The 25,634-nt window shown below is 65.3% G+C and carries 24 protein-coding genes; 10 read left to right on the top strand and 14 right to left on the bottom strand.

Annotated features, from left to right (window positions below):
* Positions 1 to 12 precede the first annotated feature (12 nt).
* From MUG96_RS07260 to MUG96_RS07235, 6 genes are all read right to left on the bottom strand, one after another.
* The gene (locus MUG96_RS07260) at positions 13 to 810 is read right to left on the bottom strand and encodes a CBS pair associated ParBc domain-containing protein (protein WP_246987881.1); all 798 of its coding nucleotides are present in this window, start codon (positions 808 to 810) and stop codon (positions 13 to 15) included.
* A 90-nt stretch (positions 811 to 900) separates the two neighbouring features.
* A complete protein-coding gene (locus MUG96_RS07255) occupies positions 901 to 2,493 on the bottom strand; it encodes a DHH family phosphoesterase (protein WP_246987879.1) in 1,593 nt (530 codons plus the stop codon).
* 88 nt (positions 2,494 to 2,581) lie between these two features.
* Complete coding sequence (locus tag MUG96_RS07250) at positions 2,582 to 2,956, bottom strand: hypothetical protein (protein ID WP_246987877.1); 375 nt, start codon at positions 2,954 to 2,956, stop codon at positions 2,582 to 2,584.
* Between the two features lie 141 nt (positions 2,957 to 3,097).
* Positions 3,098 to 3,526, bottom strand: a complete 429-nt coding sequence (lrpA1, locus tag MUG96_RS07245; RefSeq protein WP_246987875.1) for an HTH-type transcriptional regulator LrpA1 — start codon at positions 3,524 to 3,526, stop codon at positions 3,098 to 3,100.
* 76 nt (positions 3,527 to 3,602) lie between these two features.
* On the bottom strand, positions 3,603 to 4,538 hold the full coding sequence (locus tag MUG96_RS07240; RefSeq protein WP_246987873.1) for a thiamine pyrophosphate-dependent enzyme: 936 nt from the start codon (positions 4,536 to 4,538) through the stop codon (positions 3,603 to 3,605).
* A gap of 1 nt (position 4,539) precedes the next feature.
* Positions 4,540 to 6,429, bottom strand: a complete 1,890-nt coding sequence (locus tag MUG96_RS07235; RefSeq protein WP_246987871.1) for a 2-oxoacid:acceptor oxidoreductase subunit alpha — start codon at positions 6,427 to 6,429, stop codon at positions 4,540 to 4,542.
* Between the two features lie 232 nt (positions 6,430 to 6,661).
* Between MUG96_RS07235 and MUG96_RS07230 the strand changes: the two genes are divergently transcribed.
* Positions 6,662 to 7,378 carry a DICT sensory domain-containing protein gene (locus MUG96_RS07230; RefSeq protein WP_246987869.1) on the top strand — a complete coding sequence of 239 codons (717 nt, stop codon included), beginning with the start codon at positions 6,662 to 6,664 and terminating at the stop codon, positions 7,376 to 7,378.
* Positions 7,379 to 7,414: 36 nt separating this feature from the next.
* On the opposite strand, the gene MUG96_RS07225 is transcribed toward MUG96_RS07230, so the two are convergent.
* The 4 genes from MUG96_RS07225 to MUG96_RS07210 all read right to left on the bottom strand — a co-directional run bounded on the left by MUG96_RS07225 (position 7,415) and on the right by MUG96_RS07210 (position 11,868).
* Positions 7,415 to 8,563 (bottom strand): acyl-CoA dehydrogenase family protein, encoded by a 1,149-nt coding sequence (locus MUG96_RS07225; RefSeq protein WP_246987867.1) that lies wholly within the window; start codon positions 8,561 to 8,563, stop codon positions 7,415 to 7,417.
* A 162-nt stretch (positions 8,564 to 8,725) separates the two neighbouring features.
* Positions 8,726 to 10,387 carry a long-chain fatty acid--CoA ligase gene (locus MUG96_RS07220; protein ID WP_246987865.1) on the bottom strand — a complete coding sequence of 554 codons (1,662 nt, stop codon included), beginning with the start codon at positions 10,385 to 10,387 and terminating at the stop codon, positions 8,726 to 8,728.
* Positions 10,388 to 10,477: 90 nt separating this feature from the next.
* Complete coding sequence (locus MUG96_RS07215) at positions 10,478 to 11,071, bottom strand: chemotaxis protein CheC (RefSeq protein ID WP_246988644.1); 594 nt, start codon at positions 11,069 to 11,071, stop codon at positions 10,478 to 10,480.
* Between the two features lie 128 nt (positions 11,072 to 11,199).
* Entirely contained in the window at positions 11,200 to 11,868 is a 669-nt protein-coding gene (locus MUG96_RS07210; RefSeq protein ID WP_246987863.1) for an O-methyltransferase, read from the bottom strand.
* 264 nt (positions 11,869 to 12,132) lie between these two features.
* Here MUG96_RS07210 and MUG96_RS07205 point away from each other — a divergent pair, with 264 nt between their 5' ends.
* Together MUG96_RS07205 and MUG96_RS07200 are read left to right on the top strand one after the other, a co-directional pair.
* Complete coding sequence (locus tag MUG96_RS07205; RefSeq protein ID WP_246987861.1) at positions 12,133 to 12,675, top strand: DoxX family protein; 543 nt, start codon at positions 12,133 to 12,135, stop codon at positions 12,673 to 12,675.
* A gap of 5 nt (positions 12,676 to 12,680) precedes the next feature.
* Positions 12,681 to 12,974 carry a hypothetical protein gene (locus MUG96_RS07200; protein WP_246987859.1) on the top strand — a complete coding sequence of 98 codons (294 nt, stop codon included), beginning with the start codon at positions 12,681 to 12,683 and terminating at the stop codon, positions 12,972 to 12,974.
* An 81-nt stretch (positions 12,975 to 13,055) separates the two neighbouring features.
* Here the strand turns inward: MUG96_RS07200 and MUG96_RS07195 are convergent, their stop codons facing one another.
* A complete protein-coding gene (locus MUG96_RS07195) occupies positions 13,056 to 13,622 on the bottom strand; it encodes a thioredoxin family protein (protein WP_246987857.1) in 567 nt (188 codons plus the stop codon).
* Positions 13,623 to 13,767: 145 nt separating this feature from the next.
* Here MUG96_RS07195 and MUG96_RS07190 point away from each other — a divergent pair, with 145 nt between their 5' ends.
* Entirely contained in the window at positions 13,768 to 14,247 is a 480-nt protein-coding gene (locus tag MUG96_RS07190; RefSeq protein ID WP_246987855.1) for a hypothetical protein, read from the top strand.
* Positions 14,248 to 14,308: 61 nt separating this feature from the next.
* A complete protein-coding gene (locus MUG96_RS07185) occupies positions 14,309 to 15,976 on the top strand; it encodes an acetate--CoA ligase (RefSeq protein WP_246987853.1) in 1,668 nt (555 codons plus the stop codon).
* A gap of 12 nt (positions 15,977 to 15,988) precedes the next feature.
* Here MUG96_RS07185 and MUG96_RS07180 read toward each other — a convergent pair whose 3' ends face one another.
* The 3 genes from MUG96_RS07180 to MUG96_RS07170 form a co-directional block, all read right to left on the bottom strand.
* Positions 15,989 to 16,441 carry a CocE/NonD family hydrolase gene (locus MUG96_RS07180; RefSeq protein WP_246987851.1) on the bottom strand — a complete coding sequence of 151 codons (453 nt, stop codon included), beginning with the start codon at positions 16,439 to 16,441 and terminating at the stop codon, positions 15,989 to 15,991.
* A gap of 65 nt (positions 16,442 to 16,506) precedes the next feature.
* On the bottom strand, positions 16,507 to 16,821 hold the full coding sequence (locus MUG96_RS07175; protein ID WP_246987849.1) for a hypothetical protein: 315 nt from the start codon (positions 16,819 to 16,821) through the stop codon (positions 16,507 to 16,509).
* A 72-nt stretch (positions 16,822 to 16,893) separates the two neighbouring features.
* Positions 16,894 to 18,453 (bottom strand): cyclase family protein, encoded by a 1,560-nt coding sequence (locus MUG96_RS07170; protein WP_246987847.1) that lies wholly within the window; start codon positions 18,451 to 18,453, stop codon positions 16,894 to 16,896.
* A 206-nt stretch (positions 18,454 to 18,659) separates the two neighbouring features.
* Between MUG96_RS07170 and MUG96_RS07165 the strand changes: the two genes are divergently transcribed.
* The 5 genes from MUG96_RS07165 (at position 18,660) to MUG96_RS07145 (ending at position 25,633) form a co-directional block, all read left to right on the top strand.
* Positions 18,660 to 19,148, top strand: a complete 489-nt coding sequence (locus tag MUG96_RS07165; protein ID WP_246987845.1) for an Lrp/AsnC family transcriptional regulator — start codon at positions 18,660 to 18,662, stop codon at positions 19,146 to 19,148.
* On the top strand, positions 19,145 to 20,284 hold the full coding sequence (locus MUG96_RS07160) for a pyridoxal phosphate-dependent aminotransferase (protein ID WP_246987843.1): 1,140 nt from the start codon (positions 19,145 to 19,147) through the stop codon (positions 20,282 to 20,284). The genes MUG96_RS07165 and MUG96_RS07160 overlap by 4 nt, the downstream gene beginning before the upstream one ends.
* 204 nt (positions 20,285 to 20,488) lie before the next feature.
* On the top strand, positions 20,489 to 23,044 hold the full coding sequence (locus MUG96_RS07155; protein WP_246987841.1) for a type II/IV secretion system ATPase subunit: 2,556 nt from the start codon (positions 20,489 to 20,491) through the stop codon (positions 23,042 to 23,044).
* 3 nt (positions 23,045 to 23,047) lie between these two features.
* Entirely contained in the window at positions 23,048 to 25,084 is a 2,037-nt protein-coding gene (locus tag MUG96_RS07150; protein WP_246987839.1) for a type II secretion system F family protein, read from the top strand.
* Between the two features lie 12 nt (positions 25,085 to 25,096).
* Entirely contained in the window at positions 25,097 to 25,633 is a 537-nt protein-coding gene (locus tag MUG96_RS07145) for a DUF7287 family protein (protein ID WP_246987837.1), read from the top strand.
* Position 25,634: the final 1 nt, after the last annotated feature.

Genomic DNA, 25,634 nt, shown 5'->3' with positions numbered 1-25,634 from the left:
AAAAACTACGCCTCACTCGTCCTGGAGTCGCTGTGTCGTCTGGACGAGCGGGTGGTGGGCGTAGTCGACGACCTCGATATCGTCGATGGAATCGAGGTCCTCCTTCTTGGCGGTCTTCGCCATCCCGAGGTCGACGCGCTCGTCGATGACGATGACGTAGGCGTCCATCTCCGGGATGCCGAGTTCGTCTGCAGCCTTGACACGGTGGTGGCCGTCGGCCAGCAGGAACTGGCCGTCGTTGTCGATGACCACGAGCGGTTCGGCGAGGCCACGCTCCAGTTCGTAGGTCCGCCCTTCGAGTTCGTCGGCGTAGACCCGACTCTGTGTCGGAGTGAGTGTTTCCAGTGGGATCTCCCGTCGGTCCTCACTGGCCTCGATCCCGTGGATGTTCTCGAGGGTCCGGATCAGTTTGTCCACCTTCCCGGGCGTGGCGCGCTCGATCTGGCTCCGAACCACATCGGCGTTGGAGATGATGCCGACGAGGTTGCCGGCGTCGTCGACGACCGGGAGCCGCTGGATGCCCGACCGGAGGATGACCCGCGCGACGTCGGTCAGTTTCATGTCCGGATGGGCCACCAGCAGGTCCGTCGTCATCACCTTGAAGATGAGGTCGTGGTCCTCGGCGAGCAGGAGGTCCCGAGCGCTGACGAACCCCTCGACGTGGCGGCCGTCGGTGACCGGATAGCCGCTGTGAGAGTCGCTCTCGGCGATGCGGAGTGCGACCTCCCCGACGGTGTCGTCGGGGGAGACCGTCTCCACCTCACGAGTCATGTAGTCCCTGACGGTCGGCTTGTCCGCCTGCTCGTCCATCGTTCGAAACGAGCACTGCCGAGCCCAAAAACCCCCCGCTGTTCCGCCGTCTCCCGCCGTCCGTGGGCTCGGCCGCCGCGTCCCTACCGGCTACCAGTCCGTCTCGTCCGTCGGCGGCTCGCTGCTCGCGTACAGGCCGACCCGCTCGCGGCGGGGGCGGGACTCCAGCGCCTCGAACAGCCGTCCGTTGACGAACGACTCGATCTCGGTCGCGAAGTCCACCTCGGACACGCCACCCGATGCGTCCCCCTCGACCGGTAAGTCGCCGTCCGCCTCCGGGTCGTCGACCGGCGTCTCGATATCCGCGGCGTCGCTCGCCTCGTCCTCGGCCGTCGTCGCGCCCCGTGCCGCCTCGGGGTCGAGCGTCGTGTCCGCCATCTGTATCTGTGCGCCGGCCATGTCGGCGTGGCCGCCGGCGCTCCCGATCTGGTCGAAGGCGTCCCGGAGCGTCTCGCCGAGGTCGAGGTCGGTGCCTCTGGCGCGCCCGGAGACGTAGATGGTCCCCTCCATCACACCGTAGACCACCGTCGTCGACACCCCCTCCATCGCCAGCAGGCGATCGGCGGCCTGCGCGAGTGCGTCCCGGTCGGTCACCTCGCCGACGTAGGTCGTCACGACCGACCCGCGCTGTTCGCGGTTGCGGATCGCCGCCGCGATCACTTCGAACGTCTCGCCGCTGATCGACGGTGACTCGATCCGTTCCAGCGCGTTCACGTCGGCCCACTGGAGCAGGTACGCCGCCGCCTCCAGGTCCTCGACCGACGTCTCCCGGGTGAAGTCGTTGGTGTCCACGCGGATGCCGAAAAGCAGGCCGGTCGCGACCGCTTCCGTGGGCGTGATGTCGAACTTCCGGAGGTACTCCGCCATGAGCGTACTCGTCGCGCCGACGTCGCTGCGCAGGTCGACGAACCGGGCGTCGATGGGCGCACGCGGCGGGTGGTGGTCGACGACGATGTCGACGGTGGTGTCGACCGGCAGTTGGTTGTTGACGCCGGGCTGTGAGTGGTCGACCAGGGCGAACGCGCCGTAGTCGCCCAGGTCCGCGTCGTCGTCGAACCGCGTCAGGTCGAATCCCAGTAGATTGACGAACGCGCGGTTTTCCTGATGGGTGATCCGCCCGTAGTAGCAGACCTCGCTGGCGATGCCGAAGGCGTCCGCGAGCTGGCGGAGCGCGACCGCGCTCGCGATGGCGTCCGGGTCTGGGTTGTCGTGGGCGACGATAGCGAGTGGTTCCTCGACCGCCCGGAGGATGCGGCGCAGTTGTCTGAGGCCCGTCCCGCCGCTCCCGATCCGGTCGAGCAGGCGCTCGGCCGTCGTCGCCTCCGGGTCGACGAGCCTGTCCGCCAGCTGGTCGAGTTCCGCGACGGTCGCGGCGTCGGCGTCGAACCCCGCGTACACCAGCAACATCGCGTCCGGGAACGCCTCCCGGAGCGCCCGGGCCGCGTCGAGATTCGCCGCGGGGTCGTCGGCCGCCGCGACCGCCGTGTCGACGGCCGTCGCGTGGCTCCCGACAGTTCCCACGTCGACGGTCGAGACGTGCTTGGCGTCGACCCCTTCCTCGCGGAACCGTTCGACACGACGCCTGTCGCGTTCGAGAACGAGGAGGTCACCTGGCCGCTCCCCGAGCCGGTCGACCAGCGTGTGCCCGACCGACCCACAGCCGACGACCAGCCGGGAGTGCATACCGTTCCTTCCCGGGCCGAGCCTCATAAGCCCCACTGACCGGTCGTGACACGCCCGCGCTCGGACGGGTTCGACGTTCCCGCGAGGGCTACCCGCTCTCGACCGACCTCTCCAGTCGTCCGTCGCCCTCGACCAGCGCGTCCGGGAGCCGGCCGGCGTCTGCGATGACTGCCTCCAGTACCGACTGGACCTCCGGGAACGCCGGGCCACGCTCCGCGACGAACGGCTCGGTCGACCACTCGACGTAGCCGTTGTCCGAAAGCATCGGGAGGTGCGTGTGGTGGAGACTGATACGGAGCTGTTCGCGGTCAATCACCCCATCGGGCGGGATCGCCGCCGCCGGCAGTTGCACTGCCTGGTCGCACCCAGCGTTCGACAGCGCCAGGACGATCTCGCGGCGTGGTTCGGCCGCGAGACCCCTGAAGACCGCGTTCCAGCGGGCCGAGACTGTCGATCGATCCATATTCTTTACCTTGCTATTCGTAATACTCTCCTTGTCAAGCATCAAAGTGTCGCTGATGCAGAACGAAAGGGGCCGGCGAGCGTGCGCGCGCTCGGCAGCAGCGGAGGTGCCGCGACGGGGCCGACGGAGGACTACAGCCTGTTACTTGAGCCGCTCCTGGAGAAACGAGGGGTGTGCGGCCGGGATACCGTCGATAGAGAGGATTCTGTCGTTGATGACGGCGCCGAGTTCGTCGCCGTCGCTGGCGTGGACCTCGGCCATGAGCATGTGGTCGCCGCTGGAGGTGTACAGCGCCTCGACCTCGTCGATGTCCTTGAGCTGGTTCGTCACCTCGACGTACTTCTCGCTCTCGACGTCCAGCCCGACCATGGCGATGGACTTCGAGGCGAGCTTTTTGGGATCGACGTCGGCGGAGTAGCCGACGATGACGCCCTCGTCCTCCAGTTTCTGGATGTACTTCCGCACCGTGGGCTTCGATACGTCGGCCCGCTCCGCGATCTCTGCGTACGAGGCTTTCGCATCCTCCTCCAGCACCGAGAGAATGCGATCCTCCGTCGATTCAGCGGCCATACTGGTATGTTTTGCATCCGTGAAAAAATATCTTCCGAACCCGAAAACAGTCGGGATAGATCGCTGACCGGCCGCGTTAGCGGTGGTACTCCATCAGATCGTAGGACCGCTCCCACTCGGCGTCCTCCTCGAAGTACCGTTCGGCGAGCGGCTCGTCGGGCATCTCACCGACGGCGTGTTTCTCGTCGCCGTACGAGAGTCGCTCCTCGTCGACGTAGAACCGGCCGGTCAGCACTTCACCCTCGTAGAGCTTCGACTCGACCTCGTACATCATCTTCCCGGCCTCCGCGCGGTCGGTGTGGTCGAACTCGTAGTCGTCGGAGTCCTGCACGTCGATGTAGGGGACGTACTGTTTCGCGTCCTTGTTCCAGGTGGGACACTGCGTGAGGAAGTCGACGTGGGCGAACCCGTCGTGCTGGATGGCCTCCGTCAGGATTTCCTTGGCCTGGTTGGGGTTGACTGCGGCGGTCCGGGCGACGTAGGACGCGCCGGCGGTCAGCGCCAGCGAGAGCGGCCGGATGGGGTCCTTGGCCGAGCCGTGTGGCTGGGTCTTTGACTTGTGGCCCTTCGGGCTGGTCGGGGAGGTCTGCCCCTTCGTCAACCCGAAGATCTCGTTGTTGAACACGATGTAGGTCATGTCGTGGTTCTCCCGGGCCGTGTGGATGAAGTGGTTGCCGCCGATGCCGTAGCCGTCGCCGTCGCCGCCGGCGGCGATGACCTCCACGCCGGGGTTGGCGAGTTTGGCGGCCCGCGCGACGGGCAGTGCCCGCCCGTGGATGGTGTGGAAGCCGTAGCTCTCGAAATAGGAGGAGAGCTTGCCGGAACAGCCGATCCCGGTGACCAGCAGCGTCTCGTCGGGCGTCCGGCCGACCTCGGGCATGGCCTGTTTCAGGGCCTTGAGGACGCCGAAGTCGCCACAGCCGGGGCACCACGTCGCCTGGGGTTCGATACCGGGTGTGAACTCCTCGCGGTCGATCTCGCGGTCGTCGTCGATTGCGCTGAACGTGCTCATATCAATCACCTGCTGCGGGGACGAACTTCGTGCCATCCGGCGCCTCCGAATCGCCGTCGATGGCGGAGTCGAACCCGTCGGCCACCTCCACCGGCTCGAAGGGTTCGCCGTTGTACTTCAGCAGACTGGTCAGTTTCGGCCCGAAGCGGCCGAGTTCCTTCTGGACCAGTCCGCGGAACTGTGCGGTCGCGTTCATTTCCACGACGAGACACTCGTCGACGGATTCGAGGAAGTCCGTGACCTCCTGCTCGGGGAAGGGCGCGAGGTCGCTGACGCCCATCGCCTTCACCGCGTGGCCCCGGGACTGGAGTTCGTCGACAGCCTCGAAGACGGTGTCCTGCTGGCTCCCCCAGGTGAGGATGCCGACGGGTGCGGATTCGTCGCCGTAGATCGTCTGATGGGAGTCGTCGGCCGCGTCCAGTTCCTCGCGGATGTGGTCGAGCTTGCGGAGCCGGCGGTCCATCTGTCGGACACGGTTCTCGGGGTCCTCGCTGATGTGGCCGACCTCGTTGTGTTCGTTGCCGGTCGCGAGGAAGCGGCCGCCGGCCTGGCCGGGCACCGAGCGCGGACTCACCGTCTCGGCGTCGTAGTCGAACCGCTCGAACTTCCCGGAGGCGTGGTGAGCGGCCTCGGCGATCTCGTCTTCGGTCAGCGTCGCCCCGGGGTCGCCGTTGGGTTCCCGGTCGAAGAAGGAATCGTCGACGTTGCGGAGTTCGCCCTGGAGCTTCTGGTCGTAGACGAGGATGGCAGGGATGTGGTACTCGTAGGCGAGCCGGAAGGCCTGGCGGATCTGGTCGTAACACTCCCGGACGTTGGCGGGGGCGAACACGACCCGCGAGGAGTCGCCCTGACTCGTGTAGAGGACGTGTTCGAGGTCCGCCTGCTCGGGTTTGGTCGGCATCCCGGTCGAGGGGCCGGCCCGCATCGCCTCGACGAGGACGATTGGCGTCTCGGTCATCTCCGCCAGCCCGAGCGGTTCGGACATCAGCGCGAACCCGCCGCCCGAGGAGCCGGACATGGCCTTGACGCCCATGTGTGAGGCTCCGAGCGCGAGCGCAGCGGCGGCGATCTCGTCTTCGACCTGCTCGGAGATGCCGCCGATCTCCGGGAGCCGCTGGGACATGATGGTGAACACGTCCGTCCAGGGGGTCATCGGGTAGCCCGAGATGAACCGACAGCCCTCGTCGATGGCGCCGTAGGCGATGGCGTTCGACCCGGACAGCAACACCTGCTGGTCGTCGTGCTCGCCCGTCGGCGCCCGGAGGTCGTGGGTGAACTCGTAGTTCTCTTTCACGTCGTCGTGGGCTATCTCCAGGATTTCGAGGTTGGCTTCGAGAATTTCGTCGGACATCGCCTCCGCCATCAGTTCCTCGATGTACGAGAGGTCGATATCGAGCAGGGCACAGGTCGCGCCGACGCCGGCGGTGTTACGCATGACCTCGCGGCCGTGCTCGCGGGCGAGGCCGCGGAGGTCCAGCGGGTAGACGTGCCAGTCGTTCTCCTCGACGCGCTCCTCGAAGTTCTCCACTTCGTCGGTGTCGACGAGGCCCTCGTCGTAGACGATGACCCCGCCCTCGTTGAGTTCGTCGAGGTTCTCGGACAGGGGTTTGACCTCCTCGTTGCCGTAGTAGGCTCCCTCCTGTGGGTTCCGGGCGAAGCTGTCACCGAGCGCGAGCAGGAAGTTGTAGCCGTTCCCCCGCGAGCGGACCGGGTCCTCGTCGGCCCGGACCTCGACGTAGGTGTGCCCGCCGCGTATCCGCGACGGATAGTGTCTGTGAGTGAATACGTGCAGTCCCGAGCGCATCAGTGCCTTGGCGAAGTTCTGGCTCGTGGAGTCGATCCCGTCGCCGGAACCGCCCGCGATGCGCCACATCAGTTCCCTGTCTGTCATGGTAGATCACCGGCCGAACGCGGCCGCCGTAACGGAGAAACGACCCCCAGAACAAAAAGGGTTTGCGACACGTTCACATACATTAATAGTGATGTTCCTGACACTTTATCACGAACGTTCACCGGAAACTCGGCAGTGGTTTCTGGGTGTCGAGAGGGTTCGGAACGAGCGGGGGCGAGGAGCGAGGGCACGCAAGGGCTATAGTGACGGAGCTTCGATTGCTAGTGAGCGGATGACCCTTTCGGAGCTCATTGCTGGTGTCGAGGAACACGAAAAGCGGCTCACGGTGTTCAACGCCGACGATGCCGTCGCCGAGGAGTTCCGCGAGTATTTCGCGGACCGGAACGTCACCGTCGCGACCGAGACGACGCCGAGCGGAAAGCCCGGCAAGTTCGTCACGCTCAGCGAGAACGGCGACGTGCTGACGGCGACCGGGATCGCTGACTTCGCGGAAATCGTCAACGACGACTCGATGCTCGGCGTCGAGCAGAGCCCCTACCGTCCGATCCTCGATCACCTCGACGAGACGATGTTCACGTCTTGGGGAATCGACCAGATGGTTTCCGCCTCCCGGGAGATCGAGGACCGCGCCTGGCGCGTCGGCGAGGGACAGCTCCACGCCGGCTTCCAGTACCTCTCGACGCTCCGCGGGGAGTTGCCCGTCTACGAACGCCTCGCCTCGAAGAACCTCGACGTCCACGCCTACGCCGCCCCCGACGAGGACCCGCCGAACCACGAGGGCTTCACCCTCCACATCGAGCGCGCCGACGAGATCGAGCGGTCGTGGTTCGTCGTCTTCGACGGGAACGGCGCCGACGAGAGCAAGTGCGCCCTCCTCGCGGAGGAACGCGGCGACCGCGAGTTCTACGGCTTCTGGACCTACGACCCCGACACCGTCGACTGGATCGTGGACTACCTCGACTCGACCTACGGCGTCCTCGAACAGTAGCGAGGTCCCGGCCCCCGACCCGGCGCCCTCACTGCCTCACCACTGACCGTAGATGAGGTTCCGCTGAATCTCGTTCGCACCCTCGTAGATGACCGGGATGCGCACGTCGCGGTAGACCCGCGAGATACGGTTCTCCTTGAGTACCGAGCGCCCGCCGTGGAGCTGCATCCCGCGTTCGGCGCACATGTCGGCCGTCTCCGTGGACTTGACTTTGGCCTGGGCGGCCCAGAAACCGGCGTTGTCGTCGTTGGCGACGTGGTCGGCCGCGCGCCAGTTGAGCGTTCGAGCAGCCTCGAACTCCGTGCGCATGTCCGCGAGGATGTGCTGGACCTTCTGGAACTCGCTGACGTTGCGCCCGAATGCCTTGCGCCCGTGGACGAAGTCGTAGGTCTCCTCGATGGCCGCCGCGGCCAGCCCGAGGCCGTGCCCGCCCACGACCACGCGCCCGTGGTTGAAGAAGTCCGCGAGCATGTAGAAGCCGGCGCCCTCGTTGCCGATGACGTTCTCGGCGGGCACCCGCGCGTCGTTCAGGTGGATGTGAGCCTGCTTGGAGGCGCGAAAGCCGATCTTTTCGGGGATGTGTTCGGCCTCGTAGCCGTCCGTGTCCGTCGGGACGATGAAAAGCGAGTAGTTACCGTACCGGTTGTTCTCGTCGTCGCCGGTCTTGGCGTACAGCGTCACCCAGTCGGCCTCGACGCCGTTGCCGATCCAGTACTTCTCGCCGTTGAGGACGTACTCGTCGCCGTCTTTCTCGGCGGTCGTTTCCATCCCGGCCAGGTCGCTCCCGGTGTCCGGTTCCGAGACCGCCAGGCCCGTGAGCTGGTCGTTCTCCGCGACCGGGCGCAGGTACTCCTCTTTCTGTTCCTCGGAGCCGTACTCCTGAGTGATCTCGGCCCCGAAACTCGCCAGCTGCATCGTCAGGGCGATCCCCGCGTCGGCCCTGTAGAACTCCTCGGCCATCGCCAGGATTTCGTGCAGGGAGAGCCCGCGGCCGCCGTACTCCTCGCTGATGTCCTGTGCGATCAGCCCCGCGTCCATCCCCGCCTCCAGCACCTCCCAGGGGTACTCGCCGGACTCGTGGTACTCCTCGGCGTTGGGCTCGATGTGCTCCTCGGCGAACTCCCGCGCCTCCGCCTTGACGTCCCGGGCGTCCGCCGGAACGACGTCCTCGGTCAGCAAATCCATACTCACCAACAGGAAGGGTCGTAGCCACAAATAACGTGCGGAACCCGATAAACTATAAACTAAATTTAAGTTTCTTGCGGTGCGGAACACCACGCACGGTTCCGGCGGTGGCCGCCGCTGGTGAGGTGGTGACGGCGAAAGAAAGCGGTGTATTCGGGTGCCTCAGTCGTCGTCAGGTGCGGCCTCGTCGGGCACCTGCCCTTCGACGAGGTCTTGGTCGGCGTACTCCTCGCGGAGGTCCTTCTTCGAGAACTTCCCCGTTGCGGTCTTGGGGACTTCGTCGATGTTGATGAAGTCGTCGGGCATCCACCACTTGGGGTAGTCCTCCTCGATCATCTCCGTGATCTCGCGTTCCAGTCGCGTCGGGTCGGCGCCCTCCATCGGCACGACGAACGCGACGGGCCGTTCCTGCCAGCGCTCGTGGGGCACGCCGACGACGGCTGCTTCTTTCACGTCGTCGTGGGCCATGATGGCGTTCTCCAGTTCGACGCTGGAGATCCACTCGCCGCCGGACTTGATCACGTCTTTCGCACGGTCGACGATCTTGATGTAGCCGTCCTCGTCGATGGTCACCACGTCGCCGGTCTTGAGCCAGCCGTCCTCGAAGTCCTCCTCGTTGGCCTCCGGCCGTTTGAAGTACTCCTTGGTCACCCAGGGACCGCGGACGTACAGTTCACCGAAGTCCTCGCCGTTCTCCTCGATCTCGTTGCCCTCGTCGTCGATGACCTTCCACTCCAGTCCCGGCACGGACAGGCCCTGCTTGGCTCGTTTTTCGACCTGCGTGTCGTAGTCGGCGTCCTCCAGGTCGCTTTTGAGGTGGCCGACGGAGCCGATGGGGGACATCTCGGTCATCCCCCACGCGTGGAGCACTTCCACGTCGCGCTCGTCGAACCACTCGATCATCGCCTTCGGCGCCGCGCTCCCGCCGATGATCACCGTGTCGAGCGTCGAGAGGTCCACGTCGTTACCGGCCTGGATGTACTCCTGCAGGCCCAGCCACACCGTCGGGACGCCGGCGGTGATAGTGACGCCCTCCTCCTCGATGAGGTGCGCGAGGTCCTCGGGCTCCGGGGACGGGCCGGGGTAGACGTGCTTGGACCCGGCCGCCGTCGCGGTGAAGGGCATCCCCCACGCGTTGACGTGGAACATCGGTACCACCGGCATCACCACGTCGTCGTCGGCCATCGGGATCCCCTGGGGCGTCAGGGTGGTCATCGTGTGGCTCCAGAGCATCTTGTGGGTGTACTCGACGCCCTTGGGCTTGCCCGTCGTCCCCGAGGTGTAACACATCCCGGCCGGTCGGTCCTCGTCCAGCGTCGGCCAGTCGTAGTCCGTGGGGTGACCCTCGATGAACGACTCGTAGTCGGTGACGGGTTCGAGGCCGGTCTCGGGCACCTCGTCGCCGATGACGACGAACTGCTCTACGTTGTCGAACTCGTCCGCACTCTGGGCCGCACCCTCCAGTTTCTCCAGTAGCGACGGGTCGACGAAGATGATCCGGTCCTCGGCGTTGCCGACGATGTACTGGATGTGCTCGTCGGGGAGCAGCGGGTTGATCAGGTGCAGCTGCTTGCCCGTCGTCGGAATCGCGAAGTAGGTCTCGAAGTGTCGGTTGTGGTTCCAGCAGAACGTGGCGACCCGCGCGTCGTCCGGGACGCCGGTCTCGTCCATCGCGTGGGCGAGCTGTGCCGTGCGTTCGCTGTACTCGGTGTAGTCGTACCGCTCGATCCCCTGGTGAGTGCGGGAGACGATCTCCGTGTCGGGATACAGTTTCTCCGCGCGCCACAAGAACGGCCGCAACGTCTGGTCAGTACCTCCTGGCATAGCGTAAACCAGAGGCGCATCGCTAATGTTTTTTCCCCAGGTGACGTGTTCACACGACTCAGTAGAGTTCTGGCGGCGGAATCGCCCAGCTCAGGCTTCGAGGCGTTGCATCAGATCGACCAGTTCGGCCAGTTGCGGGAACGTGTAGACCTTGACGTTGATGTCCGCGTCCTGGGCGTGAACGCGGGAGTCGAACATGAGTGCCATGTCGCCCTCGCGGTCGCCGATGATCTCGTCGACGGTGCCGCTGCCGGGACCGAACGTGAAGTTCGGTGTGGACATGTCGATGGTCGTCTCCAGAACGTTCGCCCACCCGTCGATGAAGCCGCTGGTCATGATGTTGCCGATCTCCTGGATCGCGCTTTTCTCCATCTCGGTGAACCCGTCGGCGTCCGGCTCGGCACCCCCCATCTCGCCGAGCATCCCGCCGGCGAGCAGTTTCGCGCTCTCGGAGTTGAACAGAAACAGGACGTGCCCGTGGGGCGGTTCGAGCATCTCGATGTAGATGCCGATCTGCTCCTCGTCGCCCACGTGGGTTTTGATATCCGGGATATCGATGAAGTTGATCTTCGTGATCTCCATCTCCGTCTCCATCCCCGTCATCTGGCTCATGTGGCTCGCGACCGTGTTCCCACCCTCCTTCGCCATCTTATTGAAAATACTCAACTTCCGGATGTCGATCATCAACTCGCTCATGGTGATCCGGTTACTCGTGACGTATCCGCGGAACCTATATAACTGGTCCCCAGCGAGTATCAAAACCTGTAACGTCCGGCGGTGGCGCCGGCGAGCGTCGCCGACAGCGGCCGGCCTCAATGGGTCCGGTGGCTCACCGCGACGCCTTCCCCGAGGGGCAAGAGCACGGTCTCGAAATCGGGGTCCGTGCCGACGTGGTCGAGGTACTCGGCCACGCCCCGCGTGTGCTCGTCAGTGTCGACGGACTCGCCGGCGACGAGCGCTCGGAGGGCCGCGAAGTCCATCGGGCCGGCGGTCATCGCGTTGTCCGCGACGACGACCCCGCCGGGCGCGACCTTCTCGCGGACGGCCGCGAACGCCTCCCGGTAGCGGTGTTTCTCGTTGTCGATCAACACTACGTCGAACGGGCCGTCGTAGTCGTCGACCGTCTCGATGGCGTCGCCGAGTTCGTAGCGCGCGTGGTCGTCGAAGCCGCCGCGGCTCATGTACTCGCGGGCCTGGTCGAGTTCGTCCGCGTCGACCTCCGTCAGCACGATTTCGCCGTCCACAGGGAGTGCGCGGGCGAACCAGTACGCAGAGTAGCCGAAACCGGAGCCGAACTCGAATACCCGCTCGGCATCGACCATGCGCGCGAGCAACTGGAGCCACCCCCCGACCGCCGGCCCGACCGTTGGAAACCCTTCCTCGTTGGCCTGTGCGTCCATCGCCTCGAGCACGTCGTCGGGTTCGGGGCCGAGAGTACGGGCGAACTCGGCGGTCGCGGCCGGAACGATCTCGTCGGTCATGGCCCGGGGTTCGGGCGGGGAGGGCAAAACGGTGTGGCCCTCGAACCGGGCCGGCGGCGACCACCGCGTCCGCAGTCACTCGGCCAGTCGTCACGCGGTTGTCCCTGGAGATGGGACGGGAGCCAGGTGAGCCCGAACGTGTTCACGATGGGTCTTAGTAAGTATCGAACAGTAGCTGATGGCTTAGCGATTCCAGGCTTCTGAGAACTGGGTCACTGATTCATACACGTCGGGGAGCGAGATGCACGTGTAGAGGTGTCGACGATGACTAACCAATTACAAACTCAAGACGTTCTCGGCAGGGACGTCACGTTCGAGCTGTCCGGCACGTGGACCGGGTACTGGGTCGCCATGCTACGACTGGTGACCGGGTACTGGTTCTTCCATGCCGGCCTCACAAAGTACGCCAACCTCTGGTACGCCGGGGCGGAGCCGTTCAGCGCGACCGGCTGGCTGACCGGTGCGACCCAGGGGACTATCGTGGCGCCCATCACCGTCTGGGCCGGGAACACCATCCCCTGGTTCGTGAACTTCATGATCCCGCTCGGTGAGTTGCTCATCGGGCTGGCGCTCATGCTGGGCGTCCTCGTGCGGTTCGCGGCCTTCTGGGGCGCGTTCCTGATGACGTTCTTCTACTTCGGGAACGCCGACTGGGCCCACGGGTTCGTCAACGGCGACCTCATGGCCCTGCTGCTGTTCGTCACGCTGATCGTGCTGGGCGCCGGTCGCGTGATGGGCCTCGACGCCTACCTGGAGGAGACGGACCTGGTACAGAACCACCCGCGGCTGAAGTACCTCTTGGGGTGATCACGATGTCCGAACCCACTACAGCTGACAAACTCGCCATGGTCGTCGGCGGTTCCTTCGTGCTGCTCGGAACCGTCGTCCTGGGAACGCTGGACGCACTGATCGGGAATCCGAGTCCGGTTCCCGTAACGAACGAGGCCGGTCAGGTCATCGCGACGACGACATTCCCGGTCGAGGTCCGGGCGTACCTGATCGCGCTGGGCCTGCTGGTGTGGTTCGCCGCCGCGGTCTACAAGGTGGCGACGCCGCGCCCGGCCGAAGAGCCCGCGACCGCGGCGACCGGCGCCGCGGCGAAATGACCTCGGAGGACCCGCCTGGAGTGCCGTGGTCCCACGGTGGGACCAGCCGGCCGATTCGTTTCGCCTGTCGCCGTCACGCGCTCAGTCGTCGGTCCACTTGATCGAACAGCCGCGACTCGGTTTGAACTCGTCGTCGATCTCCTCGCCCGCGAGCAGCCGGTCGATGATATCGCGCATCTCCATCTCGGTCGGCTCGTCGTCGGGATTCAGCGCGTCGTCGATGCGACCGTGGTAGGCCAGGCGGAACTCGCCGTTTTCGCGTGCGAACAGGAACGGGTCCGGCGTACAGACAGCGCCGTACTCGCGGGCCACGTCCTGGCTCTCGTCGCGGAGGTACGCGTCGTAGCGGATAGTGCCATCGTCGACCAGTTCCCGCATCCGTTCGAAGGAGTCGTCGGGGTACTCCTCGGCGTCGTTCGGATTGATGCCCACGACAGCGACATCGTCGTAGCGCTCGGCGATGCGGTTCAGTTCGTCGAACTTCGCTTTCGCGTACGGACAGTGGTTGCACGTGAACACGACGAGCAGCGCCTCGTGGTCCGCGAAGTCGTCGAGCGAGTACGTCGCCCCGTCGGTGCCCGGGAGCTCGAAGTCGGGTGCGGCTTCGCCACGCTGAATCGCGTCGTCCTCTGAGCCGAGAGCGACCATGCCCGCGAGTACGTCCACGTACACCAAAAGCCTTCGAGTCCGCTGGCCCACGCTATGCTGCTCGCCATCGAAAGAGTGTGTCACAGACCCTCGAATCGGTACCGGTTCCGGAGCCTTACTTCTCACAATTGAAAACGAGTTGTTAATGGTACGTCCGGATCCGACCCGGCGCCAGCTGTTAGCGGGCTGTGCGGGCACCGGAGCGGCCCTGCTTGCGGGCTGTTCGGCGAGCGGCGGGAGTACGACAACTGCTGATAACGACGAGCGGACGATGGCGACCGCGACGGAGGTCTCCGTCGAGTTCGGCGATGACGACCGGGTCGCCCTCGGTGCAGTCGAGAGCGGTGAGGGAGATTCCGTCGAGATTACCGTCGTCGACACCGACGGCGAGACGGTGACGGTCGACGGGCTGACCGTCACCGTGTCGGCGGGGAGTGCGACGCTCGAAGAGTCCATCGTCAGGCAGATCACCGCCGAGTCGGTGACTGTCGCCTTCGACGGCAGCCACGGGCTGGGCCTGGACGAGGGCCAATCCGGGGGGACGCTGTCCGTCGGCGTCGTGACGCCGCCGGGCAGTAACTACGTCGACGAGGAATCGAACCCCGAACTGGTCGTCGAGGCGTAGTCACGCCCACTGGACCGAAACCGAAAGGGAAACCCCGGCGGGCGGCGACGGTGCCCTCAAAATGACCTGGACCGTCATGCCGTCGTTCGACACGTACGAGCAGGCCCGCTCGGCGTTCGAGTGGGACCTGCCCGACTCGTTCAATCCTGCCGTGGATTTCGTACGAAAACACGACACCGACAGCGTCGCGCTGGAACAGGCCTACCCCGACGGGCGCCGCGAGTCCTACACCTTCGGCGACCTCGACCGCCGTTCCGACCGGCTTGCCGCGGGCCTGGCCGACCTCGGCATCGAGGCCGGCGACCGCGTCGGCGTCGTCGTCTCCCAGAAGCCCCAGAACCCGCTCACACATCTCGCGAACTGGAAACTCGGCGCGGTCTCGGTCCCCCTCACCGTGCTGTTCGGCCCCGACGCGCTCCGGTACCGGCTGGCCGACGCGGGCGCGAAAGCGGTCGTAATCGACCCGAGCGTGCGCGACGAGATCGACGCCGTCCGGGACGGCTGCCCGGACCTCGAACACGTCGTCGAAATCGAGACCGACGACCCAGCGGGCGACGCGCGCGCCTTCCGGGACGTACTCGTCGGCGCGGAGAACCAGTCGGTCGACCTCGACCCCTACGACGCGACGCCGGACACCGAGACGGCGATCATGTACACTTCGGGATCGACGGGGCCGCCGAAGGGCGTCCTGCACAGCCACGCCCTGTGGCTCGGCCGGGCCGCCGCGGCGTTCAACTACTTCGACCAGGGGCTCGGCCCGTCGGCGACGGTCTGGACCCCCGCGGACTGGGCCTGGGGCGCGGCGCTCGGCGGCACCCTCTTCGCCACCTGGCACCACGGGGGGACGGTCGTCGGCTTCCCGAAGCAGTCCTTCGATCCCGAGGAGGCCTTTGGCCTCCTGGACGAGTTCGGCGTGACCCACTCGTTCATGCCCCCGACCGCGCTCCGGATGCTGATGGGGGTCGCGGACCCGGCCGCGGAGTACGACCTCGACGTCGAGACGTTCGCCGCCGCGGGGGAGCCGCTGACTCCCGAGATCGTCGAGTGGGTCGAGTCGACCTTCGACGACGTGGCACTCAACGAGTTCTACGGGCAGACGGAGCTGAACCTCGCGGTCGGGAACTCCGCGACGTGGTTCGAGACCCGACCGGGGAGCATGGGGAAGGTCCTCCCGGGCTACGACCTGGCGATCATCGACCCCGAGACCGACGACGACGGCGAACTCGACCGACTGGGGACGGGCGAGACCGGCGAGATCGCCCTCCGGCCCCACGACCGCTCGGTCTTCTTCGACGAGTACTGGAACATGCCCGAAAAGACCGCGGCCAAGCGGGTCGGCGACTGGTTCCTGACCGGCGACCTCGCCGAGCGCGACGACGAGGGGTACGTCCGGTTCGAATCGCGCAAGGACGACGTGATAATCACGGCTGGCTACCGCGTCGGGCCGATGGAGGTCGAGGAGGCCATCCTCGAACACCCGGACGTGGCACAGGCCGGCGTCATCGGCGTCCCCGATGACACCCGCGGCGAGATCATCAAAGCCTACGTCGAACCCGCGAGCGGCGTCGGCGGCGACGACGACCTCCGTGCGGAGATTCGCGATCTCGTGCGCGAGAACCTCGCCGAGTACGAGTACCCCCGGGAGATCGCGTTCGTCGACGAACTGCCACAGACCACGACCGGCAAAATCAGGCGGCTGGAACTGCGCGAGCGGGACGGAATCGAGTGAGGGACGTACCGATCAGTTGTCCATCACCGGGAGTTGCAGCCGCGAGGGGCGCGCCTCGGAGTGGTGGATCGTCTGCGTTGCGGTCTCCATGTCGTCCTCGGTGGCGTCCGAGACCTGCATCGCCTGATTGGGGTTGCGGTCGATACGCGGGAAGTTACTGCTCGTGACCTGGACGCGGATGCGGTGGTCCGCCTGGAAGGTGTGGGCCGTCGGCCGCAGTTCCACGTCGAGTTCGTACACTTCCTCGGGCGTTAGCGGCTCTTTCTCCTCGAGGGAGTTGCGGTACTTCGCCCGGACGACGCCGTCGGTGCACCCGTCGTCGCCGTACTGGTCCCCCGTCCCGACTCCCCACAGCCGGCCACACCGCCCGCCGCAGCCAGGCTCAGCAGGGCGAGATACTCCCGCCGGTCGAACATCGTGTCGTCCTTGACCATCGTTAATTAACGACGTTAGAGACTGACACACAAATAATAAACACACGTTTACCAGCAACAGTTTCTCCCACCCACACGGCCGGCGGTCGGCGGCCGTCAATCGGAGCGGGCGGCGGAGACGGCCTCGCCGAACGCCCGGGCCGCGTCGAGAACGTCGCTGTCGGGGTTGACGCTGTAGGCGACTTCCTCGCCGTCGTCGTCGTGTTTCGCCAGCATCCCGAGTTCGACGGCGTAGGCCACGTCGTCTTTCAGGTGCAGCGTTTTCAGCGGAATCCCGCTCGCTTCGGCGATTTCCGACCGGGTGTAGGTCCGGTCGGTGTCGAGCGAGAGGACGGTGTCGATGATCGTCGGCAGTTCCTCGGCTTCGGCGACGACGTGCCAGCCGGAGTGCAGTCGCGTGTCTCCCTCCATGTGACGGCTACGGGGAGTAGCTCGACGGTCTAAATCCTATGGGCTGCTACGGCGCGCCGAACCGGGGACGGGTCACTCCGCGGGACCGTCCCGGAGCGCCCGGCCCGCGGCCCCCGCCAGCCCGGCGAGGCCCGCCGCCGCCGTCGCGATCCCGAAGCCGTCGCCGGAGGCCTGTGTCGTCCCGCCGCCGGTCCCGGTGTCCATGTCGGTCGTCTCCTCGCCGTCGTCCGCCTCCGTCGTCGTCTCGCCGTCGTCCGGTTCGGTAGTCGTCTCCGTCCCGCCACCGTTCATGCCGCCGTTGTCCGTGCCGCCCTCGGTCGCCTTCACGACGACGGGGTTGATCGGGCCGCCGGTCGCCATCTCGGCGTGCAGCGGCGCCGCCGAGAAGAGGAACTCGTAGATGCCGTCCTCGGCACACTGGGCGCCGAGTTCGGAGAGGTTCATGACCTCGTTGATGGTCAAGCCGAGGTCCCGCAGGAAGGCCCCGTGCAGCGGGAGCACGTAGGTCCCGGCGAGGTCCGCGCGGCCGTCACCGAGGTCGTCTTCGGTCACCTGGTGGGTGATCTGTTCGAGTGCGAGGTTGTCCGCGCCCATGTAGGGAATCTGCATGTCGTGGGCCCACTGCACGAGGTCGTCGCTGTAGGTCAGCCCCGGCTCGCCCAGCGCGTGCCACTCGGCGTCGGGGTCTTTCGTGCGCTCGATGGCGCCCGTCCTGATGAGGACGATGTCCCGTTCCCGGATTTCGACGCCCTGTGCCTCGGCGGTGTCCTGCAGGTCCTGGAGCGTGATCGACGCGTCCTCGTTCGTCCCGGCCGGGTCGAGTGGGAGCCAGTTCCCGTCGGGCCCCTCGGTCCCCATGTGTCGGCCCACGTCCAGCAGGACGCCACGGCCGACGACGCCGGCGTCGGCGGCCTGCGAGATGTCGGCCCGGCCGAGGCCGTAGGTCGTGCCGACGTTGCCGAGTTCGGTGTCGCCGGGGAGTGCGTTGATGTTGTTGATGCCGGAGACTTCCTCCTCGAACTCGCGGGCCGTGTGGGTGGTCGAGGCGTCGAAGCCGTTGTAGAGTTGGCCGTCGTACCAGCCGTGACCGAGCGCGTCGGCGTGGGTCGCCCCCTGGATGTACAGCGGGGCGGCGAACGCGTCGTCGGCGAAGGCCATCCCGCCCTCCTCGGGGGCGGTCGCGAGCGACCCCGTCTCGTCGCTGGCGTCGGCCCAGTTCGTCCGCCGAGCCGGGAAGCGGCCGGGGAACATCGGGTCGCCGGTGTCGGTCGTCGGGTTCTCCGCGCCGCTGACCAGCGAGTCGATGCCGTAGCCAGTAATCGGGTCCTGGAGCGTGATCCGAGTGGCGCTCTCGGGGTCGTAGCTCGTCACCGCCTCCATCCCCGCGGCGATCTGGCTGCCGCCGAGATAGTTGATGGCGCCGAGTTCGTCGTCGTCGCCCCACCGCCCCCAGTTGTCCGGCATGTCGTCGAGGAGCGGCCCGATGGGCTGGGGCCCCTCCTCCTGTGCGACCGCCGTCCCGATACCACCGCCGGCGATGGCGAACGCCAGCGTCGCGCCACAGCCGGTCATGAATCCGCGCCGACTCGTCCCGTCACAGCCACAGTCAGGTCCGTGTTCGTGTCCGTTCATGTTATCGCACACCGCGACAACAATCCACACACGGGCACAAATAAGTCGGTGTAGACATGTCAAGGTCGGGACCGACACGGGGGTGGAGTCGTTCGTGGTGACCGTCTCAGGAATCGCCCCAGTCCGTCCGCACGGCCGCGGCGTGTCGTGGACCGACGGGAGCGGGATGCAGAAAGCCTTTAGTCCGCGCTCGGATGGGTAACGGTATGAGCAGTCGCGGCGAGATTCTGGCCTTGCTCCGTGAGAACGCCCGGTACACCATCGAGGACATGGCGCGACAGACCGACCTCGACGAGGGCGAAATCGAGGCGGCCATCGAGGACCTCGAAGCGGCAGGTATCGTCCGCGGGTACACGGCCGTCGTCGACTGGGGCGAGACCGACGAGGAACGGGTCCGCGCGCTGGTCGAGCTCAACGTCACGCTCGACCGCGAGACCAGCTACGCAGACATCGCCGACCGGCTGGCGAAGTTCCCCGAAGTCACCGGCCTGCGGCTCGTCAGCGGCGACTACGACTTCGACATGGAGGTCGAGGGCGACTCCATGCGCGAGGTGTCGCGGTTCATCAGCGACAAGGTCGCGCCGGTCCCGGAGATCACCCAGACGGTCACCCACTACGTGATGGAATCCTACAAGGAGAGCGGCATCGAGTTCGGCGACGGCAACGACGACGACCGCCTCTCGGTCTCGCCATGAAGCTCTCGGACCGCGTCAACGACGTGCCGCCCTCGGGCATCCGGCGCTTCTTCGAGCTGGCCGAGGAGATGGACGACATCATCTCGCTCGGCGTCGGGGAGCCGGACTTCTCGGCCCCCTGGAGCGCCCGCGACGCCGCCATCGCCTCGCTGGAGCGGGGGGAGACCTCCTACACCGCCAACCGCGGGAAACGCGAACTCCGCGAGGCCATCGCGCGCGACCAGCGGCGGCGGTACGGGCTGGACTACGACCCCGACGAGGAGGTACTCGTCACGGCCGGCGCGAGCGAGGCCCTCGACCTCGCCTTCCGCGCGCTGGTCGACCCCGGCGACACCGTCGCCGTCGCCCAGCCCAGCTACATCTCGTACGTCCCGGGTGTCGTCTTCGCCGGCGGCGACCCTCTCCGCGTGCCCACGCGCGCGGAGGACGACTTCAAGCTTACCCGTGAGGTGCTGGAGGAAGCAGGTGCCGAGGACGCGGAGGCGCTTGTCTACTGCTACCCGAACAACCCCACGGGGGCGACGATGACCGGCGAGGAGCTGAAGGAGGTCGCCGCCTTCTGTCGCGAGCACGACCTGCTCGTGTTCGCCGACGAGATCTACTCGGAGCTCTCCTACGAACACGACCACACCTCCATCGCGACGTTGCCGGGAATGCGCGAGCGGACGGTCGTATTCAACGGCTTCTCGAAGGCCTACGCGATGACCGGCCTCCGGCTCGGGTACGCCATGGGGCCGGCCGAGGCCATCACGGGGATGAATCGCATCCACCAGTACACGATGCTCTCGGCGCCGACGACGGCCCAGCACGCCGCGCTCGATGCCCTGGAGAACTGCGACGACGAGGTGGACGACATGGTCGAACAGTACGACCGCCGCCGGAAGTTCGTCCTCTCGCGGTTCGCGGACATGGGCATCGAGTGTTTCGAGGCCAAGGGCGCGTTCTACGCCTTCCCCGAGTGTCCGTGGGACGACGCCGACGAGTTCGCCGAGGCGTTCCTCCACGAGGAACGGGTCGCCATGGTCCCCGGCGACGTCTTCGGCGAGGGCGGCGAGGGTCACCTCCGCGTCTCGTACGCGACGAGCCTCGGCGAACTCAAGGAGGCGATGGCCCGACTCGAATCGTTCGTCGCGTGACATTCTCACGTACTAGGACACCCGTGAGTGTGCGTACCATTATCATTGTTTGAGATAAGGAGGTGCCTAGTCGGTTAGCCCTTAGTTACGGTAGAGGAGCAACTGAGGGGGATGAGAACCCCGATGAATCGATAGAACGCGGGTTCTTTCATTTGATAAGGTGGACATAAGGTTTTTTCCCCCGTAACGTTAGAGAAGAGACTAATGGCAACTGATGACAAAGAGGGGGGCGAGTCAGACGGCGTGGAGACGGAGGCCCAGGGCGACGAGGCCGGTGATACGGAGGCGGAAGCCGTCCTCGCCCGCGTCGAGCGCGCCGCGGTCGGTGAGTACACGTGGGAAGACTTCCGTCGGGAGTTCCACACGGGCGGGCCGTTCGACAGGACCGAGTTCCTGGGTTTCGACCCGCGGAAGATGGAGGACAAGCTCCTGCAGGGCGCCAGCGCCGCCAAGGGGATCGACGAGCCCTGGCAGCGATACCTCAACCCCGATCAGTTCCCGGTCACCAAGGACGCCTACACCTGGGAACACTACAAGCGTGAGTACTACTACGACTCGGAGGGGCAGCCGCCGACGACGAGCGACGGGCAGAAAAAGCCCTTCCAGCCCGGGGAGGAACTCGGCTTCGACCCCACCGAGGTAGAGGGCGTGCTGAGTTTCGCCGAGGAACTGGCGAGTGAAGTCGACGATGTCCTCGACGAGCGGACCGTCGACGTCAACGAGGACCTGGACGAGGACGCCTTCTTCTCGACCGTCGACGGGCGAACGACGGTCGTCAATCGCTACGATCTGGAGAAAGCGGTGCCGCTGCGGAAGAAATCTCACTTTACCGAACTGGAACGCTACTGGGTAAACAAGCCCTACTCCTGTGTCGTTATCTTCCACTCCCGGAAGGAAAACGAGAAGAAGTACTACGTCATCGAGCCACACCTCAACTCTATCGAAAGCGAGCTGTTCGAGTTCCTCTCTGGAAAGCTCAAGACGGCGATCAAGTACAGCGAGGACGACGTCGTCGTCGAGGGCAGCGAGGAGGACCGCGCACAGGTCATCCAGCGCGAGACCGAACGCCTCCTCGAACGGTACGACCTCTACGAGGACGACGTGGGCCAGTCGGTCGGCACCATCGGGCAGATGAAACAGATGCTCGGCATGGAGGTCGAACTCCCGGAGAAGCAGGGCGACCTCGGCGGGATCAAGGCTCGCCCCGAGCCGGTCATCCTCGAAGAGGACCCCGATACGCTCTCCGAGTACCAGGTCGAGAAACTGCTCTACCAGCTCAAACGCGACTTCATCGGCTTCTCGAAAATCGACCCGATCAAACACGACATCAACGTCGAGGACATCTCCTGTAACGGGTACAACTCGCGTGTGTTCGTCTACCACACCGACTACGAACAGATCATCTCCAACGTCGAACACGGGAAGGAGGAACTCGACGACTTCGTCGTCAAGCTCGCCCAGCGGTCCGGGAAGGGCATCTCCAAACGACAGCCACAGGTCGACGCCACGCTCCCGGACGGATCGCGGTCACAGCTGACGCTCGGCAGCGAGGTCTCCGACCACGGGACCAACTACACCATCCGTCAGTTCAAGGACGTCCCCTTCACCCCCATCGACCTCATCAACTGGAACACCTTCTCGCTCGACCAGATGGCGTTCCTCTGGCTCTGTATCGAGAACAACAAGAGCCTCATCTTCGCGGGCGGGACGGCGTCGGGGAAGACCACCTCACTGAACGCCGTTTCGCTTTTCATCCCCTCCAGCGCGAAGATCGTCTCCATCGAGGACACCCGAGAGGTCGAACTGCCCCAGCGCAACTGGGTCGCGTCCGTCACCCGGCCGTCCTTCGGCGAGGACGACACGGGCGACGTCGACGAGTTCGACCTGCTGGAAGCCGCACTGCGGCAACGGCCGGACTACATCGTCATGGGTGAGATTCGTGGTGAAGAGGGGCGGACCCTCTTTCAGGTCATGTCAACGGGCCACACCACCTACACCACGTTCCACGCCGACTCGGTGGGCGAGGTCATCAAGCGGTTCACGACCGAGCCGATCAACGTCTCGAAGACGCTGTTTACGGCGCTGGACCTCGTCTCCATCCAGACACAGACGCGGAACGACGGCCAGAAGGTGCGCCGAAACAAGACCCTGACCGAGATCAACGAGTACTCCGCGGAACACGACGAAATCAACGTCAGGGACGTCTACCAGTGGCAGGCCGAGACGGACACGTTCATCCAGATGGGCCAGTCCAACACCCTGGAGGAGATCAAGTTCGACCGCGGGTGGAACCAGGAGAAACTCGACGAGGAACTGTTCAAGCGGAAGGTCGTCCTCGCGTACCTGATCAACAACAACATCAACACCTACCAGCAGGTGGCAGCGACCCTCCAGGCGTTCATCAACGACCCGGACACGATCATCACGCTGATCGCCCACGACAAGCTCTCCGAGAGCCTCGAGGACCTCCGGGAGATGGAGTCGGTCAAGATCGACATCGACCCCGAGAAAGAGGAGATGGTCCCGCGGCCGGAAGCGAACGAGGAAATGCTCGGGGACACCGACGAGATCCTGGAGAACGCCGAACCGCTGTTCGACCGGTTCAAGAGCAAGGAGACGCCCGAGATCGTCAAGGCGCTGTCCGGCATCGACACCCAGGATGACATCGAACCGGTCGAAGAAGAGGAGGCGGACGACGCCGAGATCGACTTCGGCCAGTTCGTGACCAAGGCGGGCGCCGAAGCCGAAGAGGGGGAGTGATCGATGAGCCTCGACACGCGTAGCGGGAAGACCGTCAGTGGGACGAGTAGTATCGGTGACACGTTCTACCCGCTCTACCAGTACCTGTTCGACGGCGAGGGCGATTTCGTCGCCTCCGTCGAGAACAAACTGGCCCAGGCGCGGATGCCCCAGAACGTCGAACTGTTCCTCTCGCGCGCGCTCGCGGTAGGCGCGCTGGCCGGCCTCGCGCTGTGGCTGGTCGGAACCATCCTCGGCTACGCCATCTTCACGATTTTCCTCTCCGATGCGCCGACACTGCTCGGGCTCGGGGAGTCCCAGATTCCGGAGATCCTGCTGACGCTGAAGGTCCCGATCCTCATCATCGTCACGGGTCTCGTGTTCGGGCTGATCGGCTTCGGGATCGGCTTCGGGTCGCTCGTGTCGATCCCCTACTTCCGTGCCGGCGCCCGGAAACGCGAGATCAACGTCCTGCTGTCGGACTCGATCTCGTTCATGTACGCCCTCTCGGTCGGGGGCCTGAACCAACTGGAAATCCTGCAGGCGATGGCGAAAGCCGACGACACCTACGGCGAGGTCTCCCAGGAGTTCCAGTCCATCGTCCTGGAGACGGAGTATTTCGATACGGACTACCGGACCGCCATCCGCAACCAGGCGCTCCAGACCCCGAGCGACGAACTCGCGCAGTTCCTGACGGACATGCTCTCGATCATCAACTCCGGGGGTGACATGACGAGCTTCCTCGAGGACCAGAAGGAGAAACACATGCGGACGGCCAAGCAGGAACAGGAGATGGTCCTCGAGACGATGGAACTGTTCGGCGAGATGTACATGACCCTCTCTTTGTTCCCTCTGCTTCTCATCATCATCCTCGTCATCATGTCGATGATGGGGCAGGCCCAGGACATGCTCCTCTATGGGACCGTCTACGGACTGATCCCGCTGATCAGCCTCGGCTTCCTGGTGCTCGTCTCGACGGTCACCCAGGACGAGATCGGTGACGGCTACCTCCGCCCGGACGAGGTCCGCGACGACGTTGCCGTCCGCGAGGGCCTCGACGTCATGAACCTCGGCCTCGTCGAGCGGTTCACCGGCGAGCGTGCCCTCTTCGAGAAAGTCAAGAGCAAAGAGCGGTCCTACGAACTCGGGCAGATTCTCGCACGCCCGCACATCTTCTTCCGCGACAACCCGACGATCATCCTCGTCTTTACCGTCCCGCTGTCGCTGATCGCGGTTGGCCTCGCGATCCTGTACGGCCTCGCGCCGCTGTCCATCGACGGGATGATCGCCAACCCGGTGGGCGGGACGTTCTTCTGGTTGTACGTCCCACTCTACATCAACTTCCTGCCGTTGGCGATCTTCTACGAGTGGAACGTCCGGTCGCGACGCGGCGTGATCGGCGACCTCTCCGAGAACCTCCGGAAGCTCTCCTCGGCCAACGACACCGGGATGACGCTGCTCGAATCGTTGCGCGTCGTCTCGGACACGTCCTCGGGGACGCTGTCCGACGAGTTCGAGACGATGCACGCGAAGGTCAAGTACGGCACCAACCTGAAAGACGCGATGCGGGAGTTCAACAACAAGTACCACATCCCGCGGCTGGCCCGGACGGTCAAGCTCATCAGCAAGGCCCAGGAGGCCTCGAGTCAGATCGAGGACGTCCTGACGACCGCGGCACAGGCCTCCGAGAACCAGGACGACATCGACCGGGAACGGAAGTCCCGGACCCGGATGCAGATGGTCATCATCATCATGACCTACCTCACCCTGCTCGGCGTGATGGCGCTGCTGAAAACGCAGTTCCTCGACGTGATGTCCGGGCTGGCGAACCAGGCAAGCTCCGCGGGCGGCAGTGGCGGGAGCGCGGCCGGTGGCGGGCAGTTCGGGAGCAACGTCGACACGGGGATGCTGTCGATGCTGTTCTTCCACGCCGTCACGCTCCAGGCGATCTTCTCGTCGTTCATCGCCGGGTACATCCGGGAGGTCGATCTGATCTCGGGCGTGAAGTTCGCCGTCGCACTGCCGACGCTGGCGCTGATCACCTGGATGCTGGTGGGGTAACGGGATCGAATCATGACACGGGATAGGGGACAGACGACGCAGGATTACATCCTCGGCGTGAGCATCATGCTCGCGACCGTCCTGTTCGTGTTCGGGTTCCTGCCGGGGGTGTTCGAGTCGTACGAGAGTTCCGTCGACGGAATCGATCAGGAACAGGCCGAACGAGCCAGTGAGTACATCGTCGCCGAGTACAGCGTTCCCGGGAAACAGAACATCCTCCGGAACGAGACTGGTGGTAGCTCGGACGACCTGTATTCGAACCTCTCGACCGACTTCGAGCGGTTCAGGCAACGGGCCGGGCTAAACACGCAGACCGAACGGCAGGCGAAACCGAACGTCAACGTAGCCGTGGTCAATGCATCGGAGTTCACACTCGAAGGTGACAGCGACATCCGTGAACCGGTGTATTTCGAGGGGCGTGGATTCTACGAGTTCGGTGACGACTACGACAACCAGTCCGCAGCGACACGCACACGTGTTGTCACGTTCAGCGAGGATCCGAGCAGCGAGTGCAGTCCGGCCTGCTATCTGGTGGTGAGGGTGTGGTAAA

The organism is Halorientalis marina (assembly GCF_023028345.1).
GTDB lineage: Archaea > Halobacteriota > Halobacteria > Halobacteriales > Haloarculaceae > Halorientalis > Halorientalis marina.
Note: the sequence above shows the minus strand (reverse complement) of the source record. Positions and strands in the feature narration are given on the sequence as shown.